Genomic DNA, 13,151 nt, shown 5'->3' with positions numbered 1-13,151 from the left:
GCGGCCGGAAAAGATGGCCGAAAAAAAGGACCCGCGAGGGTCCCTGGAGCAGCCTGGCAGGCAAGCAGGAATCAGGCGTCGAGCACCAGCGGAACGCCCTTGCTGCGCGAAATGCAGATCTGGATCACCTTGCCGGCGGCGCGTTCGGCCTTGCTCTGGCAGTTGTCGCGGTGCTCGGCCTCGCCCTCGACCAGGTCCACCGTGCAGACGCCGCAGTCGCCGCGCTTGCAGTCGTACAGCGGGTCCAGGCCGGCGTCGAGCATCGCATCGAGAATGGTCTGCCGCGCGCCCACCTGCAGCCGGCAGCCGGACTGCAGCAGCCCGACCTCGAACGGCTGGTCGCCCTGCTCGGGGGCCGCCTCGGCGAACAGTTCGTAGCGCACCGCGTCCGCCGGCCAGCCCAGCGCCGCCTGCGCGCGCACGGCGTCGACCATGCCCTTCGGGCCGCAGACATAGATAGGCTGCGACGGTTTGCAGCCGGCCAGCAGCGCGCTCAGATCGAGGCGCACGTCATCATCGCCATACAGGGTGAGCGCCGCGCCGGCCAGCGCCCGCAGTTCTGTCACCAGCGCCAACTGCGCCACGCTGCGGCCGCTGTAGTGCAGCGCGTAGCGTTTGCCGGCGGCACTGAGCGCGGCCGCCATCGACGCCAGCGGCGTGACACCGATGCCGCCGGCGATCAGCAGCACGTCGTCGTGTTCCGGGTCGAGCGCAAACACATTCAAGGGCGCGCCCACGCGCAGCAGCTGGCCCACTTGCAAGGCGGAGTGCAGGTACAGCGAACCACCGCGCCCGCCCAGCGTGCGCTCCTCGCGCCGCACCGCGATCACATATTCAGCCGGCTGGGCGCAGGCGTGCGCGCGCGCCTCAAGATTGATCAGCGAATAATGGCGCCAGGCTGGCGCGCCATCGATCTCGACTTCCACTTTGACGTGGGCGCCGGCCAGGTAGCCGGGCAGTGGCGCGCCGTCCGCCCGCCGCAGCCGGATCAGCGTGACATGCGCGCTCAAGGGTGTGATCTGCGCCACCTGCAGGCTGATGATGCTCATGCCGCCTCTCCCGCCTGCGCAAACCAGGCGCGCGGTGCGATCCCCCGGTCCGGTCCCAGCACCGAAAAGCCGCCGTCGACGGGAATGTCGACGCCGGTGATCCACGAGGCCGCCGACGACGCCAGGAAGGCCACCGCCTGCCCCACTTCGGCGCCGTCGCCCACTCTCCCCAGCGGATGAAACGGCGCGGCCACCGCGTCGGCCGCGCCGCGCGCGCCGCCGCTCAGGGCCGCGATCGCCGGCGACCAGGTCCACGCCGGCGACACCGCCACCACGCGGATGCCGTTCGGCGCCAGGGTCACGGCCAGGTTTTTGGTCAGCTGCAGCAAGGCCGCTTTCGAGGCCGGATACAGCGCGCGGCCGGCGGCGCCGAACTTGCCGCCGGTGCTGCCCAGGTTGACGATGACGGCGCCGGCGCCCATGTGCGGCACCGCCTTTTGCGCAAAGATGGCGGCCGAGATCAGGTTCACGCCCAGCGTCTGGTGCCATTGCGCGCGGGTCGAATCGAGTCCCTGGTCGCTGTAGATGCAGGCATTGTTGACGAGGATGTCGAGCCGGCCGAAGCGCGCCAGCGTCTGCGCGATACAGTGTTCGATATCGTCGTCGGATTCAACGTCGGTGGCGCAGTACAGCGCGCCGGCGGCGCCGGCGTCCAGCAGTTCGGCGGCCAGCGCCTGGCCTGTCGCCACCCCGTGGCCGAGCAGCACCACCGACGCACCGCAGGCGGCCAGCACGCGCGCGATATCGGCGCCGATGCCCTGCGTGCTGCCGCTGACGATGGCCACCTTGCCGCTCAATAAAGTCGCTGACAACTTGTTTGTATCCATGTGATTTACCTGCCGTGTTGTGATGATGACGCCATGTGAAAATGGCGCAGCGTGCCGGCGCCGTCGGCGATCTCGGCGATCAGGGCCATGCTGGCCAGCGCCGCCTCGTGCGCCTGCGGCGCGCCGGCCGCGCAGGCGTCGGCATTGACCAGTACTTCGTAGCCGGCGTCGACCGCGTGCCGCACCGTGCTGTCGACCACCGAGTGGGTGGCCACGCCGGCCACCACCAGGCGCCGCGCGCCCAGCGCGGCCAGCACCACGTCCAGCGGCGAGCCGTAAAAGGCGTTGATGCGGGTGTGCTTGACAACAAACTCGCCGGCCAGCGGCTCCAGCCCGGCATGGAAATCGGCGCCCCAGCTGCCTTCGATCACGGCGCCGCTGGCGGCGACATTGCGGAAAATCGGCGCGTTGAGCAGCAGGTCGGCATGGTCGGGCCGGTAGGCGACGCGCACGTGAATGAGCGGCACGCCGTGCCGGCGCGCGCCAGCCAGCATCGCTTGCGCCGCCGCGATCACGCCGGCGCGACGCTCGCTGCCCGCCAGCAGGCCGACCTTGATCTTGCCGTCCTCGTGCAGCACGTCGTTCTGGTAGTGCAGCGCCAGCAGCGCCAGCTCGCAGCGCGGCGCGGCCATCAGATAAATACCTGCAGGTTGGAAAACACGGCGTCGCAATTGACCAGGTCGACCCGCTTGAAGTGCAGCTGCCAGCTGTCGCCATGCGGGCGCAGCTTGTAGGTCAGCGCGGCGGCCAGCTGGCGCAACTCACCATTGCGCCACTCGCTCAGTTGCTGCACCGCCTGCACCACCCAGTGGCCGTCGCGGTCCTGGCCGATGGCGCTGATATTGCCGACCAGGCGCGCGGTGCGCGTGGGCGGCTGCTGCGACCAGTTGCGCGGATTGTTCAGGCGCCGCGTGCGCACTTCGCGCAGCATCTTGCCCTCCCATACCAGCGAAATATGGTCGTGTGGGCTGGCCTGGCCATGCTGCTGCGGTATCCAGTACATGCCCTCGTCGGTCCACAGGGCCATCCAGTCGTCGAGCCGGCGCTGGTCCAGCAGGCGCGCCTCGTGGAACAGGAACTGCTGCAGGCGGTGCTGCGTTTCCAGGGTCAGCGCCAGCGGCAGCAGGTCGCCGGTCGACACATCGAAATCGGTATCAAGCAACATGGCAGTCCTCCCCGGCGCAGGCATGCTCGCCGGCGACGGCGATCGGTATCACGGCATGTGCAAAGGCGGGAGCGAGCATATATTCCTTCCACGCCTTGAACTGGTTGCGCATCGGCAGTTCGCTGGTGCCGTTGGTCGACTGCATGCCGCCTTCGATGGGCAGGTCCTGGCCGGCATAGCGGTGCAGGCTGATCCATTCGCCGCCGTTGCTCAGATTGCCCTTCTGGCAGCGGTCGTAGACTTCCACGTCGTCCGCCATCACGTTCGACGAGGGCGAGTTGATCACGTTGGCATACATCACGCTGCGCCGGAAAATCGCTTCCGGCGTGCCTTTCAGCCGGAACGTCTGGATCTCGATCATGGTGCGGTCGACCGCCACCGGGCGTATCACGCGGAACTGCTGGAACACGGTATGCGGCGAACCGCTGCCATAGATGATGGTGTTGTGGCGGTTCTGGCCCAGGATGGCGCTGGCGCGCTCGGCGCCGTAAGCCTGTTCCAGCACCTCGAAATGGGCCCGCGTGACGGCGTCGGTACTGGCCGCGCCGGGATTGAAGATGCCCTCCATATAGCCGTGGCCGTGGTCATAGGCGTGCAGCGCCAGCTTTTCCCAGAACGCGTACGGTTCGCCATTGCCGTCCATGATATGCAGTTCCAGCGGCATCTCGCCCATGTCGGCGGCCTGTTCGCGCGCCGCCACGAACGACGATTCATGCGTGACCGGCGCGTGCATGGTGTCGTGCAGGTTTTCGTAGAATACCTTCCAGTTCGAAGTCTGCATGACGCGAAACACGCCGCCGGCCACTTCCACCTCGCCCACCGGCGAGCGGTCGCACAGATTGTCGATCGAGGACAGCACGCCGCCGAGAAACTCCTGCAGCCCGGGGCCGCCGGCGGCCTGGCTGGCGAAGACGAAGCCGCGGTAGCTTTCCACGCGGGCCAGGCGGCGCATGGCGAAGTCAGGATGTTTCGCGTCGAACGCGGTGCCCTCGTAGCCGCCCTTCATTGGCGCCGAAAGATGGCTGCCATCGAGCTTGAAGGTCCAGGCGTGATACGGGCAGCGGAAGAATTTGCCTGCGCTGCCGGCGCCGTCGGGCACCAGCTTGGCGCCCTTGTGCGGACAGCGGTTGTACAGCACATGGACTTTCCTGTCGCTGGCGCGCACCAGCACCACGTCCTGGTCGCCGATGCGGGTGGCGTGATAGTCGCCCGGGTTCGGCACCTGGCTGTCGTGGCCGACATAGATCCAGGCCTGGCCGTAAATGCGCGCCATCTCCAGCTGGTACAGGGCCGGGTCGGTGTAGACGCACTTGTGCACGCTGTCCTCACGCACCAGGGCGGCGATATGGTCGTTGGTATAGTTGGTATAGCTCATCGTGTTTTCCTTGCTCAATTCATCTTGCAGCTGGCCGCAAACGGGTCGCTGTAGTCCTGCATGATGGTGCCGACGATCTTGTTGCTCAGGCGGCCGCGCGCATCGACGGCCACCTGGCGCATGTAGAAGCTCTGGATCGGATACTGGTTGGTGTTGAACTTGAAGGCGCCGCGCACCGACTTGAAGCTGGCCGCGCGCAGCGCTTTGCGGAATGCCTCCTTGTCCTCGATCTTGCCCTTGACGTCGCGCACGGCGCCGTCGAGCAGCATGCCGGCGTCATAGCCCTGCGCCGCGTACATGGTGGGAATGCGGCCATACTGCTTTTCGAAGTCGGCCACGAAGCGCTGGTTGGCCGGGTTGTCCAGGTCGCTCGACCATTGCGAGGCATTCAGCAGGCCCGTCATCGACGGGCCGACCGCCTTGATGGTGTCCTGGTCGCCCGAGAATCCCGGCGTGTAGACGGCCATGGTCTTGTTCAAACCGGTCCCGGCCATCTGTTTCAAGAACGCGCCGCCCATGCCGCCGGGCAGGAAGAAAAACACCGCGTCGGCGCCCGAGGCGCGCGCCTGCGCCAGTTCGGCGGAAAAGTCCAGCTGGCCCATCTTGACGTAGACCTCGTCGGCCAGCTTGCCCTTGTAATAGCGCTTGAAGCCGGTCAGCGACTCGCGTCCGCCCGGGTAATTGGCGCCGATCAGGAACACGCTTTTATGGCCTTTTTCGGACACGTACTTGCCCATCGCGGCCGGCAGGTCCTCGTTCTGCCACGACACCACGTAGAAATTCTTGTTGCACTTGGCGCCCGCGTAGTCGGCCGGTCCGGTATTGGCCGACAGGTACACGGTGTCGCTGGCCAGGATGCCCGGCAGCACCGGCAGCAGCACATTGGAAAACACCGTGCCCGTCATCACGTCGACCTTGTCGCGCTTCAGCAGGCGCTCGGTTTCCTGGCGGCCCACGTCCGGGCTCATCTGGTCGTCGCGTATGTTCAGCGCGATCGGCAGGCCGCCGAGCTTGCCACCGGCGTGCCTGACGGCCAGTTCGAAACCGTCGCGGATATCGGCGCCCAGCGCGCCGCCCGGGCCGGACAGGGTGGTCAAAAATCCCACCTTGATCTGCTCGGCGGCATGCGCCGCGCCGCCGGACAGGCCGGCAAACATGGTGGAGAACAAGGCGGCTTTCAACAAACTGTGTTTCATGTGGATTTCCTCTGCTGGCCACGGTTGCGGCATGGCCGGCGCATGATGGCGCTGCGCGGGCCGGTTGGGGGGAAGCGTTGATGCTGGAAACGACTGTAAAGGCGTGCGGCGGCGGCCGCTATCCGATTTCGGCAGCGGCGCAGGCAATCAGCGCGGCAACGGCGCGTCACGCAAAAAACGGATACCGGTATAAAGGAACGAAACGGCGGATGCGATCAGTGCGGGGAGAAGTGCGGGGGCTGGCGCCCGGGGATGGGCGCCGGCGGGATGGTATTGCTCAGGCGGCGACAGGCGAGCGCAAGGCGGACGGGTGGGCCGCGTGGGCCACGGCCAGCGAGCTCAGGGGCTTGTCGAGCAGATAGCCCTGGGCCACGATCGGCAGCCCGGTGGCAGCGGCGATGCGACTCAGGGCCTGCAGCGCGGCGGGCGTGTCGAGGCGCTTGAAGATCACGCGGATCTTTGCCGCATGGCACAGGGTGACAAAATTGGCGGCCGCGGTTTCATCGCTGAGGTTGCCCGCGTCCAGCTTGAAGCTGTGCGGATGCAGGCGTTCCAGCAGGCCGATGGCTTCGTTGACGCTGTTGACATTGATCGCCAGGCGAAAGCCGTTGCGGCGGTAATTGTCGGCCACATAGTTCAACAGCCAGCTCTGGTTGGCGGTGACGGTGGGCAGTTGCAGCACGATGCGCTCGATCGGCAGGCCCAGCGCGTCGAGAATGCGCTGGAAGGCGTGGCCGTGGTTGCTGCTCACCGCACTGAGCAGGCGATCATGCACATTCAGGTACAGGTCGGCCTGTTCGGCCTCGGGCTGTCGGAAAAAGTTAATCGCATGCAGCATGCGGCACAGGCGGTCCAGCTCCACCGATTCATCGTCGCTGGCCGCGTGGTCGAGCAAACGCCACAGCGACAGCCCTTCGTCGGCCTTCGACACGCTGCGCGCCAGGCCTTCGAAGGCCAGCACCTTGCCGCTTTCCAACTCGCGCAGCGGCTGGAAGGCGCTGGTCATGGTGCAATTGAAAAAGCGGCCCAGCGCCCTGCCCTCCTCGTCCAGCCAGACACTGGTGCCGGCTTGCGTCTGGTGCGACAAACGGGCCAGGTAATTCTTGAGGACGGGAAATGGCATGCTGACTCCTTGATATCGGGCTACACCGTCTTCCCCTTGGGGAGGCCCGGTGACTAAGCGTGCAGATTAAGCCAGCGCCGCGCAAACATGAACGAATGCTTTCACCATTTGATATACGGATAACAAATAAGCGTGGCCACGGTGCAACGGCATATGCATATGCGGAAAAAATCCTTTTCGCCCGGCCCCGCTGCCCTTACTGTGATCCTGTACCGATAGCAGCAGGAGGAATCAAGTATGTGCCAGTTACTCGCCATGAACAGCAGCAAGCCCGCCGCCCTGGGTTTTTCGTTCGCCGGTTTTACGGAACGGGGCGGCCGCACGGGTGAGCACCGCGACGGCTGGGGCATCGCTTTCCACTCCAGCGAAGGCTGCACCCTGCTGACCGACCACCTGGCCGCCATCGATTCGCCATTGGCGCAGCAGTTGCACGAGAAACCCGTCAAGGCAAAAAACATCGTCGCGCATATCCGCAAGGCCACGCACGGCCGCATCGCGCCGGAAAACACGCATCCGTTTGCCCGCGAATTGTGGGGCAAGACCTGGTCGTTCGCGCACAATGGCGAACTGAAACCCTGGCACACGCCGGCCAGCGCACACTACTCGACCACCGGCGACACCGACAGCGAACAGGCTTTCTGTCACCTGCTGGGCGCGCTGCGCGCACGCTTTCCCGACGGCGAACCGGCACGCGGCGTGCTGCGCGCGGCGATCACCGAGATCGCCGGCGAGATCGCCGCCAACGGCAGCTTCAATTTCATCCTGTCCGATGGCGACATCCTATTTGCCCACTGCTCGACGCATCTGCACTATGTGATACGCGAATACCCCTTTTCCGTGGCGCACCTGATCGACTGCGAACGCAGCATCGACTTTCGCCAGCACAACCACCTCGACGACCGCATCGCCGTCATCGCCACCCATCCACTGACGGAAAACGAACCGTGGACGGCATTTGCCCCCGGCGAACTGAAAGTGTTTGCCGGCGGCGCACTGCTGCACGACACACCGCCGCAACGCGGCGTGTATATCCAGATCAGTTATTGAAGAGAATTAAGACACTAGTCGCAAGCAAAGGCGCATCGGGCCAAGCTTTTTTGCCTTGCGCCTTTCAGATAGCTTGACTTCAGCAAGCTGGTCACGCCAAGTGGAAACTCAGGCCGAATTGCAGTTGCAAAAACGCTTGCGCTTGGCATCGCCCTTGGGATCGCCCGTGACCAGGCAGGAAGGATCGAGCGCCTTCCAGCAGAATATCGTTTCCACGCCATACGGCGAACGCACATTGCCCGCTTCAGCATACCCTTGCTTGACAAAGAATGCCTGACCGCTGGCGGTGCTGTGCAATTGCAGCGCCTTGATGCCCCATTGCTTCGCCTGCGCTTCCAGTTGCTCCACCAATGCCGTGCCGGCGCCGCGATGCTGCGCTTCGGGCAGCAGGTAGCACAGGGCCAGCTTGCCGGCGCGCGTCAGCAGCGCCACGCCGACGACCTTGTCCGCCTCGACGGCGACCAGCGCAAAATTGGTGGGCGAGGCGAACCAGCACGCCACCATCTGCGGTGTTTTATTGCCCAGCCAGGCTTCCAGGATGGCCGGATCATGCCGGTGGTCGAGCGCGCAGCATTCGACGATGGAACGTCGCAATACCGTGCACGCGTCGACAGCGTCGGCCGATGTTGCAATACGAATTTCAAGACTCATGGATACTCACAAATTATTACGGTTGCCGATACAGGCGGTTTCACCCTGCAGCGCGCGATTCCGACTATACACCAAGCGGCGCGATCCGGTTTTTTCGCGCCGTGCCGCCAGCCGGTTCTGCCGATGGCGGTCCGTTTCAGGCTAAGCGCTGGCGACGGCATTGCCCACGAATGTTTTCAAAAATCCATATCTGTTTTTTGATGAAAATCGACATACGATCTAAGCATATTACGAAATGTTCGTTTCCTTTTCGGCCAGAATTTTAGACTATGTCCATCTGCAACCACAACACGAGAAAAACATGTCCAAACAAAACGCTGCATTGCCGTTCACCGCATCGCCCCTCACCGCGCGTACGCGCCGCTGGTTCCTGGCCAGCGCCATGGCTGCCAGCGCGCTGGGCATGGGCTTGCCGATGGCCGCCAGCGCCGCCGAACCGGTGGTGCTGCTGAACGTGTCGTATGACGTGATGCGCGAATTGTTCAAGGACGTCAACCCGGCCTTTATCGCCGAATGGCAAAAGAAGACCGGTGAAACCATCACCATCAAGCAATCGCACGGCGGCTCGAGCAAGCAGGCGCGTTCCGTCGCCGATGGCCTGGAAGCATCGGTCGTCACAATGAACCAGGCCAATGACATCGACCTGCTGGCCGACCGTGGCCTGGTGGTGGCCGACTGGGCCAAGAAATTCCCGAACAATGCAGCACCGTTTTATTCGACCATGGTGTACCTGGTGCGCAAGGGCAATCCGAAACAGATCAAGGACTGGGACGACCTGGCCAAGCCCGGCATCAAGGTGATCGTGCCGAATCCTAAGACCTCGGGCAACGGCCGCTACACCTACCTGGCGGCCTGGGGCTATGCCGTGAAAAAAGGCGGCACCGAAGCGCAGGCGCGCGACCTGGTGACCCGCTTGTTCAAGAACGTGCCGGTGCTGGACGGCGGCGGCCGTGGCGCCACCACCACCTTCACCCAGCGTGAAATCGGCGATGTGCTGGTGACGTTTGAAAACGAAGTGCAACTGGTGCGCAAGGAATTCGGCGACAACTTCGAAGTGGTCTACCCGAGCGTCTCGATCCTGGCCGAGTCGCCCGTGGCCGTGGTCGACAAGGTGGTCGACCGCCGCGGCATCCGCAAGGAAGCCACCGCCTACCTGCAATACCTGTACTCGGAACCAGGCCAGGAATGGGCCGCCAAGCACTTCCTGCGCCCACGCTCGGCCACCGTTGCCAAGAAATACGCGGCCAGCTTCAAGCCGATCAACCTGTTCACGGTCGATGACGTGTTCGGCGGCTGGAAACAAGCGCAAAAGAAACATTTTGACGACGGCGGCGAGTTCGACAAGATCTACCAAAAATAATAGGTCAAGGCGCCCGCCTTGCCTTATTTAAAAAAATCGCCTGACAGCAATGTTCAGGCGATTTTTTGCATATGGGTATGCGGATCGATTCGTTTGCAAACGGCCGGCCAGGCCTTAATCTGTACCTGTCGCGCCAACCGGCGTACCCACCAGCAAAAGGACAGACCATGGCTATCTCGGAAATCAATGTACGTAACCAGTTTCGCGGCAAGATCAAGGAAATCATCCTCGGCTCCGTCGTCTCCGAAGTCGATGTCGAGACCCCGCATGGCATCGTCACCTCGGTGATCACCACGCGCTCGATCAAGGACCTGGACCTGAAGGTCGGCAGCGAAGTCATCGCGCTGGTCAAGTCGACGGAAGTGTCGATTGCCAAGATCCAGTAAGCCGCCCCTGCGCCGGGATCCGCTCCCGGCCAGGCCGCCCCGGGCATTCACACATGCTTGACGAGGTTCTGCAAGATCAGCGCGCCGCCCATGCCCAGCAAGGCGCCGCCTTCCCTGATTGTCCCCAGCCCTATCGCCGCAAAGCCCAGCCGTTCCACCAGGCTGGCGACCTCTGCCGCCGCCGCATCATCGTTACTCGACACAAACATCACGCGGCGCCCACCGTGCTCTGCCGGCGCCTGCGCCAGCAGCCGGGCCGGCAGCTGGTTGAACGTCTTGACCAGTGCCGCGCCCGCGTAAGCGCCCGCCACCACGTCGCTGGACGCCTGCCCCCGGAGTTCCTCGATCGGCACGCCATAGGTATTCATGGCATCGATCACGATCTTGCCCTGCCAGCCAGGCGCCATCGCCGCCACCGCCTGATGGGCGCGAAACGGAATCGCCAGGACAATCACGTCGGCCTGGAGCGCGTCGCGCAGGCTCAAGGCGCTGACATGGTCACCCAGTTCGGTGCACAGTGCGGCGATCGACGCCGCGCCGCGCGTATTGGCCAGGCCGACGGCAATGCCGCTACGGGCGAACTGGCGGGCCAGGGCGGTGCCGACATTGCCGGAACCGATAATCGAATATGTCATGGTGTTGTCCTTTGCAAGATGGAGGAAGACGCCTGCCTGATCGCAAGCGGCAAGGCCATCATGCGCGCTGGACGCATATCTGAGAAGCCGGTATATTGCGATGCAATCCATCTGGTTTTGAGATACAGGAGCACGGCATGCTGGACGGCGTATCACTCGATCAACTGAGGACCTTTATCGCGGCCGCCGACGAGGGCAGCTTTTCTGCCGCCGCCAGAAAGCTCAACCGCGTGCAGTCGGCGGTCAGCGGCTGGGTCGGCAGCCTGGAGCAGCAGATCGGCGTCACCCTGTTTGACCGCTCGGCACGCTTCCCCGTCCTCACCGAGCAAGGCGTCCTGCTGCTGGCCGACGCCCGCAATATCGTGGCCGGCGTCGATACGCTCAAGGCACGCGCCAGGCTGATGGCGGGCGGCACGGAAGCGGAACTGTCGGTGGTGGTGGACGTGTTCTTCCCGACCGCCGACATCACGCGCGCCGCCAAGGCCTTCGCGCAGCGCTTTCCGCTGACGCCGCTGCGGCTGTTCGTCGAAGGCCTGGGCGCCGGCTACCAGCCGGTGCTGGACGGCCGCTGCAGCATCGGCATCCTGGCGGCGCTGCCGCTGGCCTTTCCCTCGCTGGCGGGCGAACGGCTGACCGAGGTCCCGCTGGTGGCGGTGGCCGCTCCGGATCACCCGCTGGCCCGGGCAGGCGGCCGCCTTCCCCGCCACGCACTGGCAAAGCACGTGCAACTGGTCCTGACCGACCGCTCGTCGCTGATGGCCGGCAAGGATTATGGCGTGTCCTCACCCACCACCTGGCGCCTGGCAGACCTGTCGACCAAACACGCTTTCCTGCGCGACGGCGTCGGCTGGGGCAGCATGCCGCTGCATATGGTGCAAGCCGATGTGCGCGCCGGCACCCTCGTCATCCTCGACACCGAAGACATGCCGCGCACGGGCTACCCATTGATCATCTCGTCCGTGCACAGGGCTGCGGCGCCGCCGGGGCCGGCGGGGCGGTGGTTTGTCGATTGTTTGCGGGGTGGTTTCAATAAACCACCGATAGTCGATGATTACAGCCAGCGCTTTTTAAACCTATCTTGATCAAATCGACAGAAGTGTTAGCGATGTGGGATGATAGACAAAACCGACAGACATTAAATTACGGTCTTGTCGCATCATGCACAGGTAAATTACAAAGATGATTAATTTTTTTGGCATTAGCAACTTCAAGTCACTTGTTGATTTTCAAATTTCCCTACGGAAGCACTGATTTATTCATTTGGCACCGTTCCCTGCTGAGGTCCGACCTGAGACAATAACGGCATCCCCACTGTCCCCCATCGACCATGCAAAAGAGCTTTTCTGACCTTGAATATGCTGCCAAGAAGAAACTGACGCGGCGCGACCGATTCCTGGCCGAGATTGACAGCGTAACGCCGTGGGGCAAGCTGCATAAAGCCGTCGAGCCGTTCTATCCGAAGGTCGAAGGTGCCGGCCGGCCACCGATTGGACTGGCGCGCATGCTGCGCATGTACGTAGCCCAGCAATGCTTTGGCTTGTCGGACGAAGGTATCGAAGACGCGATCTATGACAGCCAGTCCATTCGTGCTTTCGTCGGCATCGACCTGGGCCGCGAATCGGCGCCGGACGCGACGACCTTGCTGAAGTTCCGCCACCTGCTTGAGGCCAACGGGCTGACGCGCCAGATCTTCGACACGATCAACGGGCACTTGGCCGAGAAAGGCTTGATAATGCGCGAAGGCACCATCGTCGACGCCACGCTGATCGCCGCGCCACCGTCGACCAAGAACAAGGATGGCAAGCGTGATCCGGAAATGCACCAGTCGAAGAAAGGCAACGACTGGCACTTTGGCATGAAGGCCCACGTCGGCGTCGATGCCGCTTCTGGCCTGGTCCATACGGTCATTGGCACGGCCGGCAATGTGGCCGATGTAACCCAGGCGCACGCGTTGCTGCACGGCGACGAGACCGCCGCACTCGGCGACGCCGGCTATCAGGGCGTGGAAAAACGGCCCGAAAACATCGGCAAATCGGTGACATGGCACGTGGCCATGAAGCGCTCCAAACGCAAGGCGCTGCCCAATAACAAACTGGGGCGCCTGACGGAAAAGTTGGAGCATCTGAAGGCCAGCGTGCGGGCAAAAGTGGAGCATCCGTTTCATGTCATCAAGAACCTGTTCCGTCATCGCAAGACGCGCTATCGCGGCTTGGCCAAGAACACTGCACAGCTTTTTACCTTGTTCGCCTTTGCCAATCTGGTACTGGCTGGACGGCGCTTTACGATCACCGAATCCCGTAGTCCGTCTTGACTCCAGAAAGACGCGCAGCATCGCGT

At 63.6% G+C, this 13,151-nt stretch carries 14 protein-coding genes; 5 read left to right on the top strand and 9 right to left on the bottom strand.

Translation table 11 applies throughout. The features are described 5' to 3' along the window. Window positions 1-71: 71 nt before the first annotated feature. The 7 genes from Q8L25_RS16305 to Q8L25_RS16275 all read right to left on the bottom strand — a co-directional run bounded on the left by Q8L25_RS16305 (window position 72) and on the right by Q8L25_RS16275 (window position 6,735). Entirely contained in the window at window positions 72-1,049 is a 978-nt protein-coding gene (locus Q8L25_RS16305) for a PDR/VanB family oxidoreductase (RefSeq protein ID WP_308920352.1), read from the bottom strand. Further along, window positions 1,046-1,876 carry an SDR family oxidoreductase gene (locus tag Q8L25_RS16300; protein ID WP_308920351.1) on the bottom strand — a complete coding sequence of 277 codons (831 nt, stop codon included), beginning with the start codon at window positions 1,874-1,876 and terminating at the stop codon, window positions 1,046-1,048. The genes Q8L25_RS16305 and Q8L25_RS16300 overlap by 4 nt, the downstream gene beginning before the upstream one ends. A 5-nt stretch (window positions 1,877-1,881) precedes the next feature. Further along, a complete protein-coding gene (locus Q8L25_RS16295) occupies window positions 1,882-2,508 on the bottom strand; it encodes an isochorismatase family cysteine hydrolase (protein ID WP_308920350.1) in 627 nt (208 codons plus the stop codon). After that, window positions 2,508-3,041: an aromatic-ring-hydroxylating dioxygenase subunit beta gene (locus Q8L25_RS16290; RefSeq protein WP_308920349.1), complete on the bottom strand. Its 534-nt coding sequence runs from the start codon at window positions 3,039-3,041 to the stop codon at window positions 2,508-2,510. Before Q8L25_RS16290 ends, Q8L25_RS16295 begins: the two co-directional genes overlap by 1 nt. Further along, a complete protein-coding gene (locus Q8L25_RS16285) occupies window positions 3,031-4,416 on the bottom strand; it encodes an aromatic ring-hydroxylating dioxygenase subunit alpha (RefSeq protein WP_308920348.1) in 1,386 nt (461 codons plus the stop codon). The genes Q8L25_RS16290 and Q8L25_RS16285 overlap by 11 nt, the downstream gene beginning before the upstream one ends. 14 nt (window positions 4,417-4,430) lie before the next feature. Beyond that, a complete protein-coding gene (locus Q8L25_RS16280; RefSeq protein ID WP_374694173.1) occupies window positions 4,431-5,612 on the bottom strand; it encodes an ABC transporter substrate-binding protein in 1,182 nt (393 codons plus the stop codon). Window positions 5,613-5,889: 277 nt separating this feature from the next. Next, window positions 5,890-6,735 (bottom strand): EAL domain-containing protein, encoded by an 846-nt coding sequence (locus tag Q8L25_RS16275; protein WP_308920347.1) that lies wholly within the window; start codon window positions 6,733-6,735, stop codon window positions 5,890-5,892. A gap of 237 nt (window positions 6,736-6,972) precedes the next feature. Between Q8L25_RS16275 and Q8L25_RS16270 the strand changes: the two genes are divergently transcribed. Beyond that, window positions 6,973-7,782 carry a class II glutamine amidotransferase gene (locus Q8L25_RS16270; RefSeq protein ID WP_308920346.1) on the top strand — a complete coding sequence of 270 codons (810 nt, stop codon included), beginning with the start codon at window positions 6,973-6,975 and terminating at the stop codon, window positions 7,780-7,782. Window positions 7,783-7,890: 108 nt separating this feature from the next. On the opposite strand, the gene Q8L25_RS16265 is transcribed toward Q8L25_RS16270, so the two are convergent. Then, a complete protein-coding gene (locus tag Q8L25_RS16265) occupies window positions 7,891-8,433 on the bottom strand; it encodes a GNAT family N-acetyltransferase (protein WP_308920345.1) in 543 nt (180 codons plus the stop codon). Between the two features lie 382 nt (window positions 8,434-8,815). Here Q8L25_RS16265 and Q8L25_RS16260 point away from each other — a divergent pair, with 382 nt between their 5' ends. Together Q8L25_RS16260 and Q8L25_RS16255 are read left to right on the top strand one after the other, a co-directional pair. Continuing rightward, window positions 8,816-9,793 carry a sulfate ABC transporter substrate-binding protein gene (locus Q8L25_RS16260; protein WP_308925740.1) on the top strand — a complete coding sequence of 326 codons (978 nt, stop codon included), beginning with the start codon at window positions 8,816-8,818 and terminating at the stop codon, window positions 9,791-9,793. A gap of 167 nt (window positions 9,794-9,960) precedes the next feature. Continuing rightward, entirely contained in the window at window positions 9,961-10,179 is a 219-nt protein-coding gene (locus Q8L25_RS16255) for a TOBE domain-containing protein (RefSeq protein WP_308920344.1), read from the top strand. Window positions 10,180-10,226: 47 nt separating this feature from the next. Here Q8L25_RS16255 and Q8L25_RS16250 read toward each other — a convergent pair whose 3' ends face one another. Further along, window positions 10,227-10,814, bottom strand: a complete 588-nt coding sequence (locus Q8L25_RS16250) for an NAD(P)-binding domain-containing protein (protein WP_308920343.1) — start codon at window positions 10,812-10,814, stop codon at window positions 10,227-10,229. 137 nt (window positions 10,815-10,951) lie between these two features. Here Q8L25_RS16250 and Q8L25_RS16245 point away from each other — a divergent pair, with 137 nt between their 5' ends. Both Q8L25_RS16245 and Q8L25_RS16240 read left to right on the top strand, forming a co-directional pair. Continuing rightward, window positions 10,952-11,896, top strand: coding sequence for a LysR family transcriptional regulator (locus tag Q8L25_RS16245; protein WP_308920342.1), 945 nt, complete (start codon window positions 10,952-10,954; stop codon window positions 11,894-11,896). A gap of 245 nt (window positions 11,897-12,141) precedes the next feature. Next, entirely contained in the window at window positions 12,142-13,125 is a 984-nt protein-coding gene (locus tag Q8L25_RS16240) for an IS5 family transposase (protein WP_308920341.1), read from the top strand. Window positions 13,126-13,151: the final 26 nt, after the last annotated feature.

Source organism: Janthinobacterium sp. J1-1 (assembly GCF_030944405.1).
GTDB lineage: Bacteria > Pseudomonadota > Gammaproteobacteria > Burkholderiales > Burkholderiaceae_D > Janthinobacterium.
This window is presented reverse-complemented; position numbering and strand designations above follow the sequence as displayed.

Bases quoted from the DNA above. Each gene is read 5' to 3' on its own strand.
- Q8L25_RS16280 (WP_374694173.1), bottom strand. From the start codon at position 5,612: ATGAAACACAGTTTGTTGAAAGCCGCCTTGTTCTCCACCATGTTTGCC.
- Q8L25_RS16305 (WP_308920352.1), bottom strand. From the start codon at position 1,049: ATGAGCATCATCAGCCTGCAGGTGGCGCAGATCACACCCTTGAGCGCG.
- Q8L25_RS16245 (WP_308920342.1), top strand. From the start codon at position 10,952: ATGCTGGACGGCGTATCACTCGATCAACTGAGGACCTTTATCGCGGCC.
- Q8L25_RS16265 (WP_308920345.1), bottom strand. From the start codon at position 8,433: ATGAGTCTTGAAATTCGTATTGCAACATCGGCCGACGCTGTCGACGCG.
- Q8L25_RS16270 (WP_308920346.1), top strand. From the start codon at position 6,973: ATGTGCCAGTTACTCGCCATGAACAGCAGCAAGCCCGCCGCCCTGGGT.
- Q8L25_RS16295 (WP_308920350.1), bottom strand. From the start codon at position 2,508: ATGGCCGCGCCGCGCTGCGAGCTGGCGCTGCTGGCGCTGCACTACCAG.
- Q8L25_RS16300 (WP_308920351.1), bottom strand. From the start codon at position 1,876: ATGGATACAAACAAGTTGTCAGCGACTTTATTGAGCGGCAAGGTGGCC.
- Q8L25_RS16255 (WP_308920344.1), top strand. From the start codon at position 9,961: ATGGCTATCTCGGAAATCAATGTACGTAACCAGTTTCGCGGCAAGATC.
- Q8L25_RS16275 (WP_308920347.1), bottom strand. From the start codon at position 6,735: ATGCCATTTCCCGTCCTCAAGAATTACCTGGCCCGTTTGTCGCACCAG.
- Q8L25_RS16290 (WP_308920349.1), bottom strand. From the start codon at position 3,041: ATGTTGCTTGATACCGATTTCGATGTGTCGACCGGCGACCTGCTGCCG.
- Q8L25_RS16285 (WP_308920348.1), bottom strand. From the start codon at position 4,416: ATGAGCTATACCAACTATACCAACGACCATATCGCCGCCCTGGTGCGT.
- Q8L25_RS16250 (WP_308920343.1), bottom strand. From the start codon at position 10,814: ATGACATATTCGATTATCGGTTCCGGCAATGTCGGCACCGCCCTGGCC.
- Q8L25_RS16260 (WP_308925740.1), top strand. From the start codon at position 8,816: ATGGCTGCCAGCGCGCTGGGCATGGGCTTGCCGATGGCCGCCAGCGCC.
- Q8L25_RS16240 (WP_308920341.1), top strand. From the start codon at position 12,142: ATGCAAAAGAGCTTTTCTGACCTTGAATATGCTGCCAAGAAGAAACTG.